This is a genomic window from Paenibacillus sp. NN59 (genome assembly GCF_057597225.1).
Window position 1 is genome coordinate 3,801,171 of sequence record NZ_CP199678.1, and the last position, 19,826, is coordinate 3,820,996.

The following is a 19,826-nucleotide window of genomic DNA, read 5'->3' on the forward strand; positions in this document are numbered from 1 at the left end:
GTGTTCCTCCTTTACCATAAACTTCGTTGTGTCAGTTTGCGTGAGATAGCGTTTACAGTGAATACCAGAGTTAGTCCAATGACCGATTCGAACAACCCAATGGCCGTTGCATAACTGAAGTTGCTCGATTCAAGACCCACACGATACAAATAAGTCGAAATTACATCGGAAGTCTCATAAATAAGCGGATTATACAAAAGCAAGATTTTTTCAAAGCCTACAGCCAGGAAGTTCCCCATGTTTAGAATCAGTAACGTAACAATCGTTGGCAAAATGCCTGGAATGGTTACATGTATCGTTTGCTTCCAGCGATTCGCTCCATCGATTCGTGCTGCTTCATACAAAGATTCATCAATCGTAGTTAGTGCTGCCAGATATAAAATAGCTCCCCAACCCATACCCTGCCAGATTTCAGAAGAGATATAGATGGTTCTGAACCACTCTGCACGTTGCATGAATGGAATGTTATCGCCAGTAAAAAATGCAACCAGACCGTTGATCGAACCATTCACTGCCGTTAATTGCAGAATCATGCCGGCTACGATAACAATCGATAGAAAGTGAGGCAGATACGACGCTGTTTGAACAAATTTTTTAAATCGTTTGCTCTTCACCTCGTTAAGCATCAGTGCGAAAATAATCGGCACGGGAAACGTAAATAACAACGCAAGCCCGCCGAGCATAAGTGTGTTACTGAAAACCCGCCAGAACGTTGGGTCCTCAATGAACATTTTGAAGTATCGTAATCCAACCCAGGTTTCTCCAAAAATACTGCCACCCGGTACAAATCGCCTAAAGGCGATTATGTTGCCTAACATCGGGCCATATTTGAAAATAATCAGATAAATGATGGGAAGAACTAGTAGCGAGTACAACTGCCAATCTTTACGAATCAATATGGTAGCTGTTCGCAACTTGCTTTCTTTACGTGAAGATATCATCGGTATCGTTGCCTTAGATGTTTCTGACTTCATGTGCCATTCACTCCGATCCATGCTTGATTAAAAAAAAGCTATAATCGTTGTTTGACAAGTCTTTCTCTCTCCTCGTGTTGCAGAGGATACCTGTCTATTCGATTCACCTCCACTACAAAATCAAAAATGTAAACGGTATCAATTCGGAATATATGTACACCCAAGAATATGCAATCGTGTGAAACCTGACTGAGCATGCATTGCTTGAATGTCGTTGAATTGAATCAGTCATTCTATAAAGCGCTTACAAAACGGTTGTTAAATCATTCGCCTTTTTCTTCTTTCATGCATCTGAAAATGTACTTGTAGTTTGATCAGTGAATGGTCTCGAATATTGTATAAATAAAAACTAGTCATACTAGTATGTTAGTTGTATTCTAAAGCAGCTTTTTTTTAATTTCAATAACTTTTCATTAAAAATTTAAATAATCGCCCCTAACAATGCATTAAAAACACTCTTATATGGAATGTATTAAAACAAAAAAACATTGGTTACGATACATGAACAAACGATCATTCATGTCATAACCAATGTTAAATGAATAGCTATTTGGGCGAAGATTTTATGTCATCTATGATTTTAAAAATTTGCGATAAGCCCCTCTAATTCAGACAAATGTTTAATCTCGTGGTTCGGTGAATAACTTTCATTATTTGTTTTGTTTTCGCGGTTAATCCATACTGCACGAATACCTGAAGACAACGCACCACGAATATCTGTTGTTAACTTATCGCCTACCATCATACTTTCTTCTGGTTGAACACCCAGTCTACTTAGCGCATGCTCAAAAATGGATGGATCTGGCTTACCTTTACCAAAGCTACCTGAGATAATAATCTCATCAAAGAAGGGAGATAACTCTGGAACACCATCAAGTTTCTCTTGCTGTAAAGCAGGACATCCATTAGTCAAAAGCAACAATCTGTACTTACCTTGCAAATGGCGCAACGTTTCCATCGTTTCTTCATATACATGAGGTCTCGATCTACGTTCTGCACCAAACTTAGAGGCCAGGCGCTCTGCAAGCTCATCATGATCGACACCCAGCTTTAGTAAACCACGGCGCCAAGACTCCTTGCGATAAATTGGAGCCAATTGTTCAAGCTGACGAAATTCCGGTTGTTCTCCTCCCGTAAAGTTCGCCCAAAGTCCTTCAAAAGGGTTAATTCCAATCATTTTGGTAAAAGGGAACGTTTCATAGGATTCATATAGTTCACGTGCTTCATTACGAACAGCCTCTTCGAGTGCCTCAGCATTAACACCTGTTTCTGCTGCAGCAATTAGACAAGTTTCATGAAAGGCTTCTCGTACACTCCGTTCGTCCCATAATAAAGTATCATCCAGGTCAAACATAATCGCTTTTAACGCCATTCCGATCAACTGCCCCTTTACACATTAATTACTTATCAATCGTTTCTACGGTAATCTGGTGTGCTTTTGCAAATTTCAGCAACCGCTCGGTAATCGCTTCTGTATCGTAACGATTTAACAACTTGGTGAAAACCCATCTTTTTCCACGACTGTTGTGTTCAATAACAACAGTGCCTGGCTCAAAACGGAATTTGATAATATCGTCAACCCCGATCGATCGTTCACGATTCCCCTTCGTTGTAATGATCCGATTACTGCTAATTTTAACGTAAGGACGGCGCAACATAAAAATGACAGCCAAAAATACATAGAGCAGCATTGTGACCCAATCCCAGGTTGTCATCGGTGCTTTCACTAAAAAAGTACTCATGAACAGATACAAAAACGCCAAACCAATTAAAAAGATAGGGAACAAAAGGCTTCTGCCTTTGTAAATATCCTCACCTGGATTACCTGTGATTGGTTGACCGCTTTTTTTACGTTGCTGATTCAATTGCTTCGAATTTTTCCGAACCGTTCTCTCGAACGAACGCCGTGACATGTGAATCCCCCTTATGTGTCTTGTATCGGCTTACATAATTATACTGCAAACCGATGTTCCCCCTTATAGTAAGCATCCCCAGCTAACATGAAGAAACCTAAATATCATAACGATATGTTTAGGTTTCGTAAATTAATGTTTGAGTTTGCCTTGGTGGCCTTGGCCCTTGTCGTCGTCAACAATCTCAATTGAATCGAGTTGCTGTCTGAAGTTGCTACGAATGTTACCTAGGTAAATTTCTCTCAATTTGGCACGTTCAGCAAGTTCTTCCTCTGATAGTCCAGTGGATTTCTGCTTGCGAGCCAATTCGTTAATACGTGCTACCAGACTATCTATATCCAAGCTTGTCCCCTCCAAAAATACAAAGTCATATTAACTTTGACATGAGAAAGGCGGCTTGTCAAGTTAGCACGCGCCAACCTATGCAGATGCGCACTCTATTTAACAAACTGAGGTAATATTAGTACTTGTCCTGTCTGGATTGTTGCTGATTCAAGTTGATTCACTTTTTTGATTGCTTCTATATATACACGTGTATCCATCGACGTTGGTTTATGTTCCAAAGAAATACTCCACAATGTTTCTCCCTGTGATACAGCAATCTTACCGCCAGGTAGTAGATCATTCTCATTACCAGCAAAAACAGTTAGCACTGTACTACATCCAATAAATATAATTAATAAAGCAATTGCCAGTTTAATCAAACCCTTAGAAAACTTAAGTCGTGTCACGAACGTTCTGAATTGCCCTATATTAGACTTTACAGCTTCTGAATTTACTGGTTTATAAATGCTCTGATACGTAGAATATCTCATTTGCCCCGCCTCCAAACGTTTGTTCCTATCTCTTGAAATCAATATAACACGAACATTTGTTTTGTTCAAGACTTTTTTAGAACAATTGTTCGCTCTTTTTTCGACATTAAAACATCTTTTTTCATATTAAAATTCTCGCGTAATGAACAATTAAACTCTCTTTTCCAAAAAAACTAATGAGTCTGAATCGAAAAAAGTAGAAATAATATGATTTCTTTAGAACTTATGTTTGTACGAACGGAGGTTCTATGTTATAATTTTCCCAAACGTTACTAAAATGGGGTTGATACGGTATGTCGAAGATATCCAGCAGGCAACAGGCTATCCTGGAGTTTATACGAAATGAAGTCCGTTTGAAGGGGTATCCTCCTTCCGTAAGAGAAATTGGCGAAGCCGTTGGACTGGCTTCCAGTTCCACAGTGCATGGACATTTGGATCGTTTGGAGAAGAAAGGGTTAATCAGACGTGACCCAACCAAACCAAGAGCGATTGAATTGTTAAGCCAGGAAGAGTCTGAGCATTCTCATCAGTTCGCCCACAGCGTTGCACGAATTCCGGTCGTGGGTAAAGTAACAGCTGGTGTGCCGATTACGGCAACAGAAAATATTGAAGACTACTTCCCACTTCCTACACATTATGTAGGAGAACAGAAAGTATTTATGCTTTCCGTTGTTGGGGACAGTATGATTGAAGCCGGTATTGTTAATGGAGACTATGTAATCGTTCGTCAGCAACAAACCGCTGATAATGGTGACATTGTCGTTGCCATGACTGAGGACGATGAAGCAACAGTGAAGACTTTTTATAAGGAAAAGGATCACATTCGCCTTCAACCGGAAAATGCTACATTAGAACCGTTGCGGTTGAAACACGTTAGTATTCTAGGCAAGGTCATTGGTCTTTTCCGCGATATTCATTAATGCATATTGGTTTATTAAATTGCTAATACGTTCTACCCGATAGAATACGAAAGAGGTTGCCCTGATCAACAGGACAACCTCTTTCTTTTACTCTAATAGTTGGGGCATATCGTTTACTAACCATCTACTCTAATAAGTGCATGCGCTGAACAAGAGATTATTTAGTGCGTTTAAGAATGCTTTTGTGATGTGAGAATACTTCAAAGCTTTGTTGTCCATGGTAAGAACCCATGCCACTCTCTCCCACACCGCCAAATGGCAAATAATGCGAGGTCATGTGAGATAGAGTCTCATTAATACAGCCTCCACCAAAAGAAACCTTATTCAATACCTGCTCCTGTAAAGCTTCATTTTCAGTAAATAAATACAAAGCGAGTGGTTTAGGCCGCCGAGCGATTTCATCGAGCATTGGATTCAAATCACGATACGTAAATATGGGCAGAATAGGTCCAAAGATCTCTTCCTTCATTACTGGTGAATCCCAATCGATATCGCCAAGAATAGTCGGTTCAATCATAAGCTGATCCCGATTCGAACGCCCTCCCATTAAAGTTTTGCCATTCGTAAGGAAAGCGGTCAAACGATCAAAGTTACGTGTGTTAACGATATGAGGAAAATCCTTATTTTGCATCACATCATCCCCAAATTTATCGCGAACCTCGGCTCTGATTTCCTCGATGAATTGATCATGTACCTGTTCATCTACTACTAAATAGTCCGGTGCAACACAGGTTTGACCTGCATTCAGAAATTTACCGCGCACAAGACGTTGTGCTGCCAGTTTCAGATCAGCATCCCGATGCACAATGGCTGGACTTTTACCGCCTAACTCTAACGTCACTGGAGTTAAGTGCTCTGCTGCAGCTTTCATGACAATACGACCGACCCCCGTACTGCCTGTAAAGAAAATATAATCGAATTTCTCATTAAGCAGTGCTGTACTCGTTTCAACCTCTCCTTCCATAACAGCAATGTACTCCTCAGGGTATATGTCCTGGATCAGATCGTTAATTAAACGAGACGTCGCTGGTGTAAGCTCAGAAGGTTTGATCACAGCACAGTTCCCTGCAGCAATTGCACCGATTAGCGGCCCAAACGCCAGTTGGAACGGATAATTCCAAGGCGCGATAATCAGAGCAACTCCATAAGGCTCAGGGTAAATCGTACTAGCCGCGTCTGGCATTGCAGGGCTCGTTGGAACGTTACGTGGTGTAGCCCACTCACGCAGATGTTCCAGCGTGTAATCCAATTCACCCAATACAATGCGAATCTCCGAGCCATATCCTTCAGCCTCTGATTTATTGAGATCAGCACGAAGCGCATCCAGAATACGTTGCTGGTACTTCTCGATCCCTTCTCTCAAGTTTTGCAAAGCCTGAATCCGATACTCCACTTGTTTAGTCTGTCCTGTATTAAAAAACGTACGTTGTGTAGTCACAAGTTGCTTCGCTTGTTGTTCCAAAAATATCATCTCCAATTAATTTATAAAAATTATATTGTTCAAAATCAAATTAATTATATCTTTTATATATGAAACTATCAACATAGTTTTGAAACAGGACAGATGTCAAAAGACAAAATAAGTGGAAAGTATGACGCATACTTCTTTATTTTTTCCGCTAACTCTTTTATGAATTTTTCAGATATTGAATTTATTATATTTCTAACTCTTCATGTTCTTATTTGAGTTTAGTTTTCATTTAGAGATTTCACAATAATATAACTATTTACTTTTACTTTGCACAAATATAAATCATACCTTCTAACTTATTTAATGCAGAGGCTTGACATATTGATTTTTGACTTTCTTATTTTATCTTCATATATGTTTAATTGTGATCTGAGGATAAATATAGTAAACCATGTGACAAATGTTATTATTTTACATTGAATAATATGGTAGTTTTAAAGAGTAAAGTTTTATTAATTCATTACAAATCTTAGGAGGTATTTGTATAAAAAAAAAAAATGTATTCACTTGGAGCTTTAACTGTTATTGCGGCAATCGTCGCTGTTCCAACATCATTTGCTGCCGCTTCACCCTCTTCTCAAGATTCATTAACTTCACAAAGTATTACGATTCAGGCAACCCAGAAATATGTAAGATACTCAGACGTTAACAATAAATATGGAAATGCAAGTTATGTTCCACAGACCTACACTTATGCTGATGGCGTTTGGTATGGAAGATTAACATTAACATCTACTACCTATTCAAACGGATTATATTATGGAAACTATGAGGGTTACGTAACTAAGATGGAATAATTTATTCTTTTAGAATGAATTCATGAGCATAATAAAAGGGAGCGAAGATTGTATGATAAAGAAATTACTTGCTAGCTTATTAGCTGTATCTGCATGTTTTTGATCGAATATCAAGGCTCTGATTTAAATTAATAATCTTTGAATGAATTAAATTTAACTAATTATTATAATTATATTTTAGGAGGAGTTAACATGAAAAAGATATTAACTGTTGCTGTGTCTATTATTATGTTATTTACTTTTTCCTCAAGCATCTTTGCAAGCAATTCAGTTAAGGTTCAACTATCACAGGATGAACTTAAAAAAATCACAGAATACGCGGAGAATTTAGGTATATCAGATGCGGTAAGGGATTCTCTTATAGAAAAAATTGAAGCTGGTGGTATTCCAGATTCAGATAATCCAGAGAAAAAAGATACTGGAGTTACAGAAGAATATATTAACTCTGAGAAGCTAAAGGTTAAGAGAATAGTTTTTCCTGATGGTTCTGTAATTCAATCTACTTTTGATGCTACTGCTGCTACTTTAGAAGTTGTTAAACCTACTGCTAAACCTGACATGATTACACCTATGATTGTTGATAATGGAACTGGTTGGGTTGTAAGCGGAAGTGGTTATAAAAAATACTACAATGCACTTGTTAAAGAAGAAACTGTTTTTGTGAAAGCTAAATTTTATGCGGACTATGTATTGGTAAACGGTGGTTATGATTATATATCAAAGGTTTTTGACGGTTTTGTAGATGTGGCAGCAGGATATGCAAGTAATCAGGTTCAGCCTTATATTGTTCAGCAATATCAAACATATGACTCCCCAGCCAAAGCAACCTTTTCTTTTACTTACGTGAAATACAACGGTAATTTCAGTACTGATTACAAATTACAGCTTTATGTTATCAACGATTCACCATGGTCTTCACTTCAATCTTACTAAGGAATACAAAAAAACCTCCCTCGAGCAAAGACAAAATGAGTATAGAAAATTAAATGTGAAACGGTATAGAAAAGTCCTGTGCCGTTTCTTTTTTTGTTTAAGCACAAAAAAAGCACAGCGGAGGAAATGGCCCCAAACAAATCTCCAAAAGTTCCTCTACTGCCCCAGCTGTCAAAACACAGATAAATCAGTACAGCGGATAGACACCAAATCAATAAGAAAGCTAAAAGAATAGAACGTAGTTTCCAAACCACAAAACCTTTCTTCTTGACTTTTCCATCTTTTAATCTTGATGATTCTAAGTTTTCTACAAACAATGTGTTTGCCGTAAAATCTTTAATTTTGCTTGTCATATGTACAATTCTCCTTAACAAGTAATAACTCCATGGAAATGTGCAAGAGCAACTTGGGCATGGTAGTGTGCAAATTACATCCGATGTGAATGCTCATATTTCTATAAAGCTAGAAAAGAGAAACATTGATAAGTATCAAGAGTACACTTCCCTTATTTTTGGATCAGAAAATCAAAAACCGGGGGACGTTTGGGGGACGCAACCTCAATAGACGTGCAAGTCTCTCAAAACGTCCCCCGGTTTATTCTTTCAAAACCCCGTAGTTACAAGGTTTCTTCAATTAGTACAACGTGATATATTGATCGCGTTCCCATTGGTGGACTTGTGTATGGTTTATGTTCCTAGCTTTCAAAGTGTATCATTCACCATTTGAAACCCGCTTAAAACAAGTATTATCAATGATCAACTTTTCAAAACTAATCATAATCATTCAGACTTTTGTGGGCATTTTGTGGGCGCTTTTGTGGGCGCCCTTTTTTTCTTATTATAATGAAGAAACTCGTTTCAAATATTCATTTTGTTTTCATTACTACTCTGACATTAAATGCGATAAATCTATTCTATATTGCCTGATTAAATCGAAAATAATTAAATTAATGTACTTATACAGATATTATAAAGTATTACGTTCGCAATTCCAATGCGCTACAATCTCATTACTTAACAGAGACAATTTCGGCAAAGAAACCCAGCGGAACTCATCCTCTAGCATCAACTTTATTTCACACCGTGCAGAGTTTAATCCCACACCACAACTACTACTGAGAGCGGCTCTTCAAAGAAAGGGTTAAATAATATCAAATCAATCGTACTACTTCTATTATAAGAGTCAACAAGTAATTCACTGATCCGTTGCATTTCCTGATCGTCCAAATCTGGCTTGCCACGTCTCTTCTGTTGCTCGCACTGAGCCAACCATGCTTCTCTGTGTACAGGCATAATCATTCTGGATGTCTCATACAATCCGTTATCCTTCAGTCTGCTACGTATGACAAGCCCCCTTTATATTGAGTCCAATAGTCAATGTTTCCAGAAGGTGGTGTATGGTCTACCTTAGGACGTTCTCCCTCACTTTCCCATCCTTCCAGTATCACTATGTTGGCCGTAGCAGACCTATCTTCCCAATGTATGTATTCCGCAGCTACGCTACTAAAGAGCTACAGGCTATATGAAAGGATGTGAACAGTGGGCTGAGGGCATTGAAGGAAGAAGATATGAAATACATAAAATAATCGGATAATTTCGGGCTGGCAATTAGGTAGTGAATCTCCTAGAGAATTATCTAAATGATTGTGTGCTAGAGTTACATTAATTGAAGGGAAAAATGCTTCGTATGAGTGAACAAATGAATAAACTAAGTAATTACGTCGGTGTATTTGTTTTAGGAATAGTTGTATTAATATTTTTTTTGGTGGCAATCGTAGCTGCAATCTACATGTTTATCAATATCTATAGGAAATTAAGAGGTGTGAAAGTAAGTAAGACCAGATCTTGTAGAACGTGTGGACGATCAATATCAAGCACAGCTTTAATTTGTCCTGATTGCGGAGAAAATTATGGTGAGCTGCATGGAGCAGGTGATTCCATAGTTATGTGTTTTTTTCTCGCTTTAGTTTTTTTTGCACTAGGAGTTGCAGCTTTGACCGAGTCAGTTGGATGGTTTGAACGAACATTTTTGAATTGATTGAGTATTCCAACTAACCCATAACATACCGCCTCAATCTTTTATAGCAAATAGCTATAATTAGGTTGAGGTGTTTTATTTGTTACTGGAGATCCCGCATCTGTGTTTGAGTAATATAACAAACTGATTATAGATTTAAAGGAGGTTACTGGGGCTACTTAAGCCGTATGAAGCGGCTAAAATGTGAGTTTACGAGGTGTCGAAAGAAGTTGGAAGTGTGAGGAATAACGATGTGAAATTATTAAGGAAAATAAATTTATTATTTGAGTGTCGTCCTAATGGGACAAGCTTTTTTATCCAAAATTATGGAAATGGTAATATAGTTCTGATAGACTAATCTGGATTAAATACATAGATGGAGGAATAACATGAGTGATAAGGCTGAACTTATTTTTGCGCTAATAATTGGATTCTGCGGGATATCGCCACTTTTATATTTCGCTCACGCATGCTTTTACGCTTTATTCATGAATATTAGGGAAAAAATTCGTGGTTTGAGTTCCAAACTTGTACCGTGTAATGTATGCGGACATGAAGTATCAAAAACAGCCATTATTTGTCCCAGTTGTGGAGAAAGCTTTGGAAGAGGCAGCACATCCTCAATCGCTGAATCAATGTTTGCTATGCTTGTACTGGGCGTGTTGAGTGGTGCTTTGGCTGTGTTTCTTATTATAGTTATGTTTGAACCTGCACAAGAATTATACCTTTTATTCACTAGTAAATAGAAATTGGGGAGCCTGAAAAGGCTCCTATTTTTGTACCCTAAACTCAAATGTGTCCCTAAAAAATCTCTTTCCCGCCAACTTGACGGATACCTCCGTATAAGCATCCACCGATCCGCCGTAATCAATCAAGTGCTCCTGCTGCTCCAATGCATGCCAAAAGTATTCTCGCCTGGCGCAATACTACCATGTCACTTTTTAACTCTCGATATGTATTCATTATCCACATCCATACAATTTTATAGAAAAAAACAAATTGATCTGATAGACTATTCTGGATTGATTACATAGTGGAGGAATATATGGAAGAGAAAATATTCTTTGTTATTGCAATAATATTATTTTCAAGCTTTATTCTAGTTATATTAGGCTTATCTGCTGGTTTGTTTCTTTCTACATTCCGAAATATCAAAGCAACCATTAAAGGTAACTCATCAAGCATGGAACCATGCCGATCTTGCGGAAATCCGGTATCAAAAACTGCTATTATATGTCCTTATTGTGGAGATAATTTTGGAAATATAAATGTAGTCGCTAATTCTATAATAGGCAGTTTTTTAGCTGGAATTGTTGCTCTTGCATGTGGTCTATTACTTATATTGGGTTTAATAGAGTTCATAAGAGATTGGTAAAAAAGGAATCACTATATGGTTCCTTTTTTTGTACCCTAAATTCAAACGTATCACGAAAGTATCTCTTCCCCATAATCTTAATGGATACTGGACTATACTCCAACACCGGGTCGCCATAGTCAATGATGTGTTCGCGATCGCCCAAAACATGCCAGACTGATACGCGGACCTGGGCTAGGGCTGCTGAGAAAAAATCCATTTCTGTGGATAATATCTTATGTATATAATTCATCTCATCACCAATCTAACATTTCGATAAAAGTCGTGTTTTTCCTTCATTTCCATCTATTTTATAAATAGAACTTTCCAAAATAATAATTATAAATCCATCATTTTACAATATTATCGTTTACAAATATCGATTTATTATGGTATATTTATCCATGGTTGGCCAACCTAATTATGTGAGATCTCTTCTATATTTTTAATTTCAAATAACAACTTAACACAGAATCTTACTCTAGTGGCTCTAGTATATTTGGGAGGTTTGAATATGAAAAGATTAAGAAAATTCTCTATTTCTGTTATGGCAACGGCATGTTTGATGGCTTTCGGGTCAAGTTCTGCTTTTGCAGCAACGGGTTGGGCAGATACTCCTGAAACCGCGGAAGTAATGTATACAAGTATTAGTCCAACTTCTGGATTCAGCGCTACACAGTATTTAGACAGTATGAGTGATAATGATTATTATCTTGTAGACAATACAAATGGATCTTCTGTAATCACATTTGGCGTTATTGCTACCCCTCCACCTAATTTCGATATTGTTATGATTGTTTATAAAATGAATGCAAGCGGTGGAATAGAGTTCATTAAAACGGATAACTGGAATGGGCCTGGATACGCCGAGGCAATTGGTATGAGTGCTAAACCTGGGGAGAAGGTTTACTTTAGAATCATGGATAACGGCATTAACAACTACAACCAACCTTATAATATTCAATTTACAAAATACAACTAATCAATATTATAGTCTAAATTCAAGAAAAGGCTCTCCATCTTCATACAGGGAGTCTTTTTCATTTTGGTCTTTTAAAATGATTCATCGCTTCATACCATAAATTTTTCATAGCAAAATGTACCTAGTCCTGATAGACTATTCCGGTTGTTAATTATTACTATAAAGGAAAATGAAAAGCTATTTCAGTGTATTATAAAAGAACGAACAAAGGCTACCGCAATACAATCGCGGTAGCCTTTGTAACAAATTCTCAGTATTCGCTTACTTCAAACGTTAAGACACGATCAAATAGGATGTACTCCTTGCGACTTTTGAATGGTCCCTTGTTATTATCTTGCTTATCAATAGCGTATGATGCCTTTCCACTTCCAACTTGTTTTGATTCGTACCAATCGATAAAGTTGTTAACTTCTTGCATACTAAGATCGAATTCCTTTTCAAGACCTGTGGTCAAAGTTACCACAAAAATGGCTCGATTTCCATGGATGGCCGTAATTGAACTGTACATTATTCTGGCCCTGCAAGGCTCATTTACATGAGTTAAGGTACTTAATGAGGTTTTAAGTGATATGCATAATGATTAGATTTATATCTAATCGGCACTCGGACTATGTTCTTTTCCATTTTGGTAATCGGTACAAGTTCTTGTCCTTCAAATTTGTCGAGGGACAAAAACATGTTCCGATTACCGTATCCCCTCCCTTTTATTTCGGCACTTATTCCCATCGAACAAATTTCATTCTACACAGGAATCACTAATTTTAAAAACGCATATAAAATTGGCCAACCAGAGTTCACTGGCTGATCTTAATACGAAAGACATGTACATACAGCCAACAAACTTGGCATCCCCTTGTCGCTACTTGAATGCTCCTGAGCATCCCAAATTTGCGGCTGCCTCTCTATTGTCAATTAAACTGTCAGCATACATATTTTCAGTCTGGCCTGACTCGAGCTTCATTGATGCGCCCAACGCAACTAAAAGTCCTTTTACAACTTTAGGACATTGCTCGGCCGAGCTCCCGTCTCTTTCTCTATATTTTTTTGCCAATTCTAGTGCCATTTCATTTGCGTACTCCTCTGGTGTTGGTGCTTCGTTTAGTTTTTCAGCACTTTTGCCTAACGCATCATCTAAAAGTTCATTAAAATTAAGATTTAATCGTGTTAATTCATCGTTTATATCCTTCACAGCTTTTTTTGCGTCCTCAGGAATATGTTGAAAATCACTTCCTAACTTCTCAAAAAAATCTGAGGCATCTTTAATTTTAATACCTTTCAACTTTTTTTTTGCTCCTTCAGCCATCTTTCCTAACGTTCCACCAATTTTCAATCCCATATTAAAATCCTCCATATCTAATGTTTAATTTATTTATAAGCTTCTGTGCAACCCCAAGTTGCAGCAACAGGACCGGAAATAATAAGATAATCCGCATAAGGATTTGGAGCACCTGAAGATGCAGTTTTCATCGTTAAACCAGCAGCAACCAAAAGTCCTCCTACTGTTCCTGTACATAATTTTATAGAGGTATCGTCTTTAGTATCCTCTTTTACACGATTTGCAAAACTCAAAGCCATCTCTCTTGCAAACTCTTCTGGTGTAGGAATTTTTTCAAAAATTTCTTTCATTGAATCAAAACCATTCTCTAGTAATTCGTTAAAATTAATATTGAGACGTTTTAACTCCTCCTCAGTATCTTTTATTGCTTTTTTTACATCTTGAGGTAGATGATCAATATCATTACCTAATTTCTCGAAAAAATCGTTAACATCCTTGATTTTTAATTTTTTTAGTTCTTTCTTCGCTTTTTCAGCCAATTCTCCTAAAGTCCCACCGATAGTAATACTTGACATATGCGACCTCCTGCTTTCTTTGAGTTATTTGCTCTTCACTGGATAATTAGATGGATGGACTAGGTTCAGAATCACGATAATTCACAGAACCATCAACCGAAGATGAGAAAGAAGTGGACCCTTCTTCTCTACGTTTCAGTAACATAAAAATAGCATATTTTTGAATTTAACTAGATCTCTCCACTATCTCTGGGGACTCTCCGGTTTCCGTTTTTTTATAGGAAATCAAAACAAAATTTTGTTCGTCATCGTTACCAAATTGAAGCTGCAAAGGTAAACGTGCAATTTGTTGTCTAATATTCTCTTTAAATGTTAATGGATCGGAACTAACCAAAATTTCGTAGAATTTCCCCTCATTCACAAATCCAAACACCATTAAATTTCCTCCTTTTTTTAAAATTTCGTTTTATATTTTGTACAATGTTTTAAATTAGTATGCCCTCATGTGAATTCTCGCTATAAGAAATGTCTGTAATAACATTAAAACCTCCATTCTATTCAGTTCGGCGTCGAGGGCATGGCAAACGAATGAATAGAGTGACGGATGCGGGAATCCTTCCTACTCGCCGTCTTGACGCGTCGAAGGCATCTGTGGAAGCAGGTCCGATACATTCACTGATCGCGCTGAATCGGCTGTAAAACAAAATCGCAACGAGCTGGCTGGCTCTTCGCAGTGCCCTATAGGGTTCGCATAGGAGAAGTAACAACGAATACCCTCTATCCGCTTATCCGGAATGAGGGGTATTTTTATGCACGGAACTTGCCGTAGACGGTTAAACAGCTTCAATTGAATGTCCGGGACGGTTTGTGCTAATTTTCCACTATGTGCCAGTCGAGCTAGGTGTTTGAGATACTCCAAGGACGTAGCGTTTTTTACACTTAACTCTACCTTTCTCTTTCCGTTTTAATAAATATTGTAAATTGTGGGTCAAATGTATGTTTTTTATCCAAAACGATATGAGTTTTGTCACTGAACCAAGAACTTATATCGTTAAAATTAAGGTTCCTTAAAACAAAAAAGCCTCTATAATTGCGAATTTGAATAGAACATGATATTTTCAGTTAAATGCACAATGATTAGACACATCTCTATTCTCAGAATGAACTACGTTCTATTCCATTCCGGCACCTGGTACAAGTTCTGGTCTCGAACCAAGGACAATAACTATAAGCTAAAGTATGGTCAAACCCTCTGAAATAGGGTAGAATTAATATAGCTACTTTGTCAGTGAGAAACCACTGTCTTAAACCAATCACAACTTTTAGAGCCAATAGTGGCTTTTGCATAAACGAGCCTTAGTTACTAAGGCTCGTTTTTTGATGATTTCTTTAAAATATCTTTTTCAGATTCTAACTGAAAACTTCCCTTAAATATCTTTCAACAACAATAATTCACTGACTGTTTAAAATCAGTCAATAGGCGCTTACATCGCTGTGAGGCGGTTTTACATACACAAAAAAAGAACATAGGTTCTGATAGAGGTGATTTTTATGGCAAGCTTCAAGAAACATGCTACTGGCTGGGAGTACCGTCCAAGGTACAAAGATCCATTCACACAGACTTTTCGCGAAAAGTCTCAGCGGGGATTCAAAACCAAGAAAGAAGCTCAATTAGCTGCTGCAGAGTTCGAAAGGAGTCTCTCCGCTGGCTACGAGCAAAGTGATTTGAGTTTAAAAGATTATCTTTATTTTTGGATTGATCAATACAAAAAAGGGAGTGTTCGAAAAAACACACTACTTCTACATCAAAACAACATCAAGAATCACATCTTGCCTTATTTCAGAAACATACTACTTCGAGATGTTAAACCTATGTATCAGAATTTCATTAACTCGATTTCAGAAAAAGGTCCCACGGCTACATTTATTGGATCTTTTTCAAAGTCTTAATTGAAACAGGAATGAGAAAAGGTGAAGCTGCCGCCTTGAAATGGCCTGATATTGATCTAGAAAATCAGTTAATAACAATTGACGAAACTTTAGATTTTACCGCTAAAGATAAGGAAGGATTATTCGGAGAAACCAAGACCATCAAATCAGAGAGAACGATTAGAATATCCCAATCATTAGCTAATGATTTAAAGTATCACCAAGAATGGCAGAAGCAGAATAAAGGGGTTTTAGGGGAACGATATCATCTTGACCTTGATCTAGTGTTATGCAGAGAAGACGGTAACTATATGCCGAAATCATCATTATTCAATGCTTTCTCTCGGATACTGGACCGAAGCGACCTCCCCTCCCTCCCCATTCATTCCCTCCGACATACCTGTGCTGTATTGTTGCTTGAAGCTGGAGCAGATATGAAATTCGTACAAGAGCAATTGGGCCACGGCAGCATTCAAATTACGTCGGATGTCTATGCCCACATTTCTTCTAAAATTCAGAAAAGCAACATGGATAAGTTCGAAGTATTTACTAAAGGTATTCTTCAAGATTAAATTTTTGTGGGCAATTTGTGGGCACTATCATGTCAGTATAATATTTAATTCTTTTGCCCACAAAAAGAAAAACCCCTCACGCCAGATGGCGCAAGGGATTCGGGGATTAATACAACGTGATATATTGATCGCGTTCCCATTGGTGGACTTGTGTACGGTACATGTCCCACTCAATTTCTTTCAGCTCGTAGAAGTGAGCCAGGGCGTGGTCGCCGAGAGCATCACAGATTACTTCGCTGCGGATCAATTCGTTTAATGCTTCTTTCAGGTCAGCTGGCAAGCTAGGAATGCCTTCTTCCACACGCTCTTCTTCTGACATGATGTAGATGTTACGGTCGATCGGAGCTGGTAAGGAAAGCTCACGTTTGATTCCGTCCAGACCTGCTTTCAATAAAACAGCCAAAGCGAGGTAAGGATTAGCAGCTGGATCCGGGTTACGAACTTCAACACGAGTACTCAGACCACGTGAAGCAGGAATACGGATCATTGGGCTACGGTTACTTGCAGACCATGCTACGTAACATGGTGCTTCGTAACCTGGCACAAGACGTTTGTAGGAGTTCACAGTCGGGTTAGTAATTGCTGCAAACGCACGTGCATGCTTCAGCGTTCCAGCCATGAAGTGACGTGCAGTTTTGCTCAGGCCCAGTTCGTCCGACTCGTCAACAAATGCGTTCTCATTGCCACGGAACAAGGATTGATTACAGTGCATACCGGAACCGTTCATACCGAACAATGGTTTTGGCATAAACGTAGCATGTAATCCATGCTGACGTGCAATCGTTTTAACAACGAGTTTGAAGGTTTGGATCTGGTCTGCCGCTTTCAATGCATCCGCATATTTGAAGTCGATCTCATGCTGACCAGGAGCTACCTCGTGGTGAGAAGCTTCGATTTCAAAGCCCATTTCTTCAAGTGTAATAACGATATCACGACGACAGTTTTCACCAAGATCTGTTGGTGCAAGGTCGAAATATCCACCTTGGTCATTCAGTTCGTTTGTTGGATTTCCTTTTTCATCCGTTTTGAACAAGAAGAATTCTGGTTCAGGACCAACGTTAAAGGAAGTGAATCCCATTTCTTCGGCTTCCTTCAGGTTTCGCTTCAAGATGCCACGTGGATCACCTGGGAATGGGTTGCCGTCTGGCAGATATACGTCACAGATCAAACGCGCGACGCGATTATCGGATACCCATGGGAAAATAAGCCAAGAGTCAAGATCCGGATAGAGGTACATGTCGGATTCTTCGATACGAACATAACCTTCAATGGAAGAACCATCAAACATCATTTTGTTATCCAAAGCCTTCGTTAACTGGCTTACAGGAATCTCAACGTTTTTAATCGCTCCCAGCAAGTCGGTGAATTGCAATCGAACGAATCGTACGTTTTCTTCTTTGGAGATGCGGAGAATGTCTTCTTTTGTATAACTCATGATTCCTCTCCCTTTCTTATCTGCGTATTTGGCTTGCATGTTATATTTGTACATTAGAATGTTCCACGGGTCAAGGAGTCTGACATCAGAAGTTTGAAATTTACCTTACCCGCCTCGTTAGGTGAACCGATTATTTTTTATTAAAAAAACGAGAAAGTTCACCTTGGATGAGAGATACTTGGCCTGGTCTTTTGCCTGACACCAGCTGTTGCTTCAGCAAGCGGTGCAGTTGCGTATCGGACAGCTCTCTACGTTTAACTTCCGTATCTGGCGTAATCACCGTTGCCTCTTCAGACTCTTTTGAGACAGGATTCATCACTTGCTTGATGCCAGCAATGTTAACTCCTTTTTCAATCAGAGCTTTAATCTCTAGCAATCTCTCAACATCGTTAAAGGAAAACAAACGCTGATTCCCTGAAGTTCTTGCAGGAACAATGAGACTATGCTGCTCATAATAACGAATCTGTCTCGCGGACAGGTCGGTAAGTTTCATTACGATACCGATCGGGAATAAGGCCATATTTCTGCGAATCTCGTCGCCCATGTTCATCAACCTTCCAGTCATCTATTCTTGACCCTATTGTACATTTAGTTGTTACAAAGTGTCAATGACATGTTAGATAAACTCACAATAATTTACGATCTTTCATCGCTTGTAATGCCATCAAAACGCCATATTTAACATGAGAGTAAGTCAACCCACCTTGCATATAACCGATAAAAGGCTCTCGAATCGGTGCGTCGGCGGATAACTCCAAGCTTCCTCCTTGGATAAACGTACCTGCCGCCATAATGACAGGATGCTCATATCCAGGCATATCCCAAGGCTCAGGCACAACATGGCTATCAACAGCTGCTGCCTGCTGAATGCCTTGCACAAAAGCAATTAGATGCTCCGCAGAGCTGAATTGCACCGCCTGAATCAGGTCGGTACGCGGCTCATCCCACGCAGGCTTCGTTACAAATCCGGATGCAGCAAACATCGCCGCAGCAAAAATACTTCCTTTAATCGCTTGACCAACAATGGTCGGAGCCATGTAAAGTCCTTGGTAGATGCCTCGTGTTGTCCCCAGCATAGCACCCACCTCACCCCCAATACCAGGTGCAGTCAAGCGATACGCTGCCAGTTGTACATACTTCTCTTTACCACATATGTATCCTCCGGTTTCTGCTAACCCACCACCAGGATTTTTAATCAACGAACCTGCCATCAAGTCCACACCTACTTCCGTAGGTTCGCGTTCTTCAGTAAATTCGCCGTAACAATTATCCACAAACACGATAACGTCTGGTTTCAACGATTTAACACGTGCCACCATATCTGCAATCTCCTCAATTGTAAACGAAGAACGCCAGTCGTAACCGCGTGAGCGCTGAATGCCTATAACCTTCGTTGCTGGCGTAATAGACTTTTCCACCGCTCCCCAATCCACTTGCCCTGCGTTTGTGAGTTCAGTTTCAGCATAGCCAACCCCAAAATCACGGAGAGACCCTGTTCCATCCCCAGGCTTGCCGATCACTTTATGTAATGTGTCATAGGGCTTACCTGTGATGTACAACAGATTGTCTCCTGGCCGCAATACGCCGAACAGGGCCGTACTTATCGTGTGTGTTCCTGAGGCAAAATGAGGACGCACCAGTGCAGTTTCTGCACCAAACACATCCGCATACACCTCATCAAGCACCTCACGTCCACGATCGTTATAGGCATACCCCGTTGAGCCCGCAAAATGATAATCACTTACTTTTCTGCGCTGAAAGGCATCGATAACTTTCCATTGATTGTGATCTACAATACGATCAACCTGATGAAGTTGTCCCTCGATCTGACGTTCCACCTGATGTTGAAGTTCTAGAATAGTTGAATCAAACCTTGCCATCTTGCTTCATTCCCCTTTTATAGCACGAAACTGACGCATTCGAA

The 19,826-nt window shown here is 39.0% G+C and carries 21 protein-coding genes and 2 pseudogenes; 8 read left to right on the top strand and 15 right to left on the bottom strand.

Annotated elements, in window-relative coordinates:
• Positions 1-11: 11 nt before the first annotated feature.
• The 5 genes from ACT89M_RS16710 to ACT89M_RS16730 all read right to left on the bottom strand — a co-directional run bounded on the left by ACT89M_RS16710 (position 12) and on the right by ACT89M_RS16730 (position 3,702).
• Complete coding sequence (locus tag ACT89M_RS16710; RefSeq protein WP_253500072.1) at positions 12-941, bottom strand: ABC transporter permease; 930 nt, start codon at positions 939-941, stop codon at positions 12-14.
• Positions 942-1,554: 613 nt separating this feature from the next.
• Complete coding sequence (locus ACT89M_RS16715; protein ID WP_308721659.1) at positions 1,555-2,346, bottom strand: HAD family hydrolase; 792 nt, start codon at positions 2,344-2,346, stop codon at positions 1,555-1,557.
• Positions 2,347-2,374: 28 nt separating this feature from the next.
• The gene (locus tag ACT89M_RS16720) at positions 2,375-2,887 is read right to left on the bottom strand and encodes a hypothetical protein (RefSeq protein WP_090916770.1); all 513 of its coding nucleotides are present in this window, start codon (positions 2,885-2,887) and stop codon (positions 2,375-2,377) included.
• Positions 2,888-3,019: 132 nt separating this feature from the next.
• On the bottom strand, positions 3,020-3,229 hold the full coding sequence (locus ACT89M_RS16725; RefSeq protein WP_123065749.1) for a DUF896 domain-containing protein: 210 nt from the start codon (positions 3,227-3,229) through the stop codon (positions 3,020-3,022).
• Positions 3,230-3,324: 95 nt separating this feature from the next.
• Positions 3,325-3,702 (bottom strand): LysM peptidoglycan-binding domain-containing protein, encoded by a 378-nt coding sequence (locus ACT89M_RS16730; protein ID WP_154890471.1) that lies wholly within the window; start codon positions 3,700-3,702, stop codon positions 3,325-3,327.
• Between the two features lie 293 nt (positions 3,703-3,995).
• Between ACT89M_RS16730 and lexA the strand changes: the two genes are divergently transcribed.
• Entirely contained in the window at positions 3,996-4,622 is a 627-nt protein-coding gene (lexA, locus tag ACT89M_RS16735) for a transcriptional repressor LexA (protein WP_090916776.1), read from the top strand.
• 157 nt (positions 4,623-4,779) lie between these two features.
• Here lexA and ACT89M_RS16740 read toward each other — a convergent pair whose 3' ends face one another.
• Positions 4,780-6,084 carry an aldehyde dehydrogenase gene (locus ACT89M_RS16740; protein WP_261769339.1) on the bottom strand — a complete coding sequence of 435 codons (1,305 nt, stop codon included), beginning with the start codon at positions 6,082-6,084 and terminating at the stop codon, positions 4,780-4,782.
• Between the two features lie 506 nt (positions 6,085-6,590).
• On the opposite strand from ACT89M_RS16740, the gene ACT89M_RS16745 reads away from it, so the two are divergent.
• Positions 6,591-6,890 carry a hypothetical protein gene (locus ACT89M_RS16745; protein WP_154890473.1) on the top strand — a complete coding sequence of 100 codons (300 nt, stop codon included), beginning with the start codon at positions 6,591-6,593 and terminating at the stop codon, positions 6,888-6,890.
• Positions 6,891-7,082: 192 nt separating this feature from the next.
• Positions 7,083-7,823 carry a hypothetical protein gene (locus ACT89M_RS16750; protein ID WP_154890474.1) on the top strand — a complete coding sequence of 247 codons (741 nt, stop codon included), beginning with the start codon at positions 7,083-7,085 and terminating at the stop codon, positions 7,821-7,823.
• Here the strand turns inward: ACT89M_RS16750 and ACT89M_RS16755 are convergent.
• Positions 7,820-8,176, bottom strand: a complete 357-nt coding sequence (locus ACT89M_RS16755; protein WP_154890475.1) for a hypothetical protein — start codon at positions 8,174-8,176, stop codon at positions 7,820-7,822. The two genes, ACT89M_RS16750 and ACT89M_RS16755, sit on opposite strands and share 4 nt — an antisense overlap.
• A gap of 738 nt (positions 8,177-8,914) precedes the next feature.
• Positions 8,915-9,115, bottom strand: a complete 201-nt coding sequence (locus ACT89M_RS16760; RefSeq protein WP_186809718.1) for a YolD-like family protein — start codon at positions 9,113-9,115, stop codon at positions 8,915-8,917.
• Positions 9,116-9,509: 394 nt separating this feature from the next.
• Here ACT89M_RS16760 and ACT89M_RS16765 point away from each other — a divergent pair, with 394 nt between their 5' ends.
• The 4 genes from ACT89M_RS16765 (at position 9,510) to ACT89M_RS16780 (ending at position 12,175) form a co-directional block, all read left to right on the top strand.
• Positions 9,510-9,860 (top strand): hypothetical protein, encoded by a 351-nt coding sequence (locus tag ACT89M_RS16765; protein ID WP_308721658.1) that lies wholly within the window; start codon positions 9,510-9,512, stop codon positions 9,858-9,860.
• Positions 9,861-10,228: 368 nt separating this feature from the next.
• Complete coding sequence (locus ACT89M_RS16770; RefSeq protein WP_154890478.1) at positions 10,229-10,585, top strand: hypothetical protein; 357 nt, start codon at positions 10,229-10,231, stop codon at positions 10,583-10,585.
• A 299-nt stretch (positions 10,586-10,884) separates the two neighbouring features.
• Positions 10,885-11,214 carry a zinc ribbon domain-containing protein gene (locus ACT89M_RS16775; RefSeq protein WP_154890479.1) on the top strand — a complete coding sequence of 110 codons (330 nt, stop codon included), beginning with the start codon at positions 10,885-10,887 and terminating at the stop codon, positions 11,212-11,214.
• Between the two features lie 493 nt (positions 11,215-11,707).
• The gene (locus ACT89M_RS16780; RefSeq protein WP_062325463.1) at positions 11,708-12,175 is read left to right on the top strand and encodes a hypothetical protein; all 468 of its coding nucleotides are present in this window, start codon (positions 11,708-11,710) and stop codon (positions 12,173-12,175) included.
• A 250-nt stretch (positions 12,176-12,425) separates the two neighbouring features.
• On the opposite strand, the pseudogene ACT89M_RS16785 reads toward ACT89M_RS16780, so the two are convergent.
• From ACT89M_RS16785 to ACT89M_RS16800, 4 genes and pseudogenes are all read right to left on the bottom strand, one after another.
• Positions 12,426-12,656 (bottom strand): annotated as a pseudogene (locus ACT89M_RS16785) (fibronectin type III domain-containing protein); the annotation flags it as partial.
• Between the two features lie 378 nt (positions 12,657-13,034).
• Entirely contained in the window at positions 13,035-13,511 is a 477-nt protein-coding gene (locus tag ACT89M_RS16790) for a hypothetical protein (RefSeq protein WP_154890481.1), read from the bottom strand.
• Positions 13,512-13,540: 29 nt separating this feature from the next.
• Positions 13,541-14,026, bottom strand: a complete 486-nt coding sequence (locus ACT89M_RS16795) for a hypothetical protein (protein WP_308721657.1) — start codon at positions 14,024-14,026, stop codon at positions 13,541-13,543.
• 166 nt (positions 14,027-14,192) lie between these two features.
• Complete coding sequence (locus tag ACT89M_RS16800) at positions 14,193-14,402, bottom strand: hypothetical protein (RefSeq protein WP_154890483.1); 210 nt, start codon at positions 14,400-14,402, stop codon at positions 14,193-14,195.
• A gap of 1,115 nt (positions 14,403-15,517) precedes the next feature.
• Here ACT89M_RS16800 and ACT89M_RS16805 point away from each other — a divergent pair.
• Positions 15,518-16,467 (top strand): annotated as a pseudogene (locus ACT89M_RS16805) (site-specific integrase).
• 106 nt (positions 16,468-16,573) lie between these two features.
• On the opposite strand, the gene glnA reads toward ACT89M_RS16805, so the two are convergent.
• From glnA to ACT89M_RS16820, 3 genes are all read right to left on the bottom strand, one after another.
• Positions 16,574-17,902 (bottom strand): type I glutamate--ammonia ligase, encoded by a 1,329-nt coding sequence (gene glnA, locus ACT89M_RS16810; protein WP_090916813.1) that lies wholly within the window; start codon positions 17,900-17,902, stop codon positions 16,574-16,576.
• Positions 17,903-18,032: 130 nt separating this feature from the next.
• Positions 18,033-18,446, bottom strand: a complete 414-nt coding sequence (locus ACT89M_RS16815; RefSeq protein WP_056689944.1) for a MerR family transcriptional regulator — start codon at positions 18,444-18,446, stop codon at positions 18,033-18,035.
• An 82-nt stretch (positions 18,447-18,528) separates the two neighbouring features.
• On the bottom strand, positions 18,529-19,782 hold the full coding sequence (locus ACT89M_RS16820; protein ID WP_090916816.1) for a methionine gamma-lyase family protein: 1,254 nt from the start codon (positions 19,780-19,782) through the stop codon (positions 18,529-18,531).
• Between the last annotated feature and the right edge of the window lie 44 nt (positions 19,783-19,826).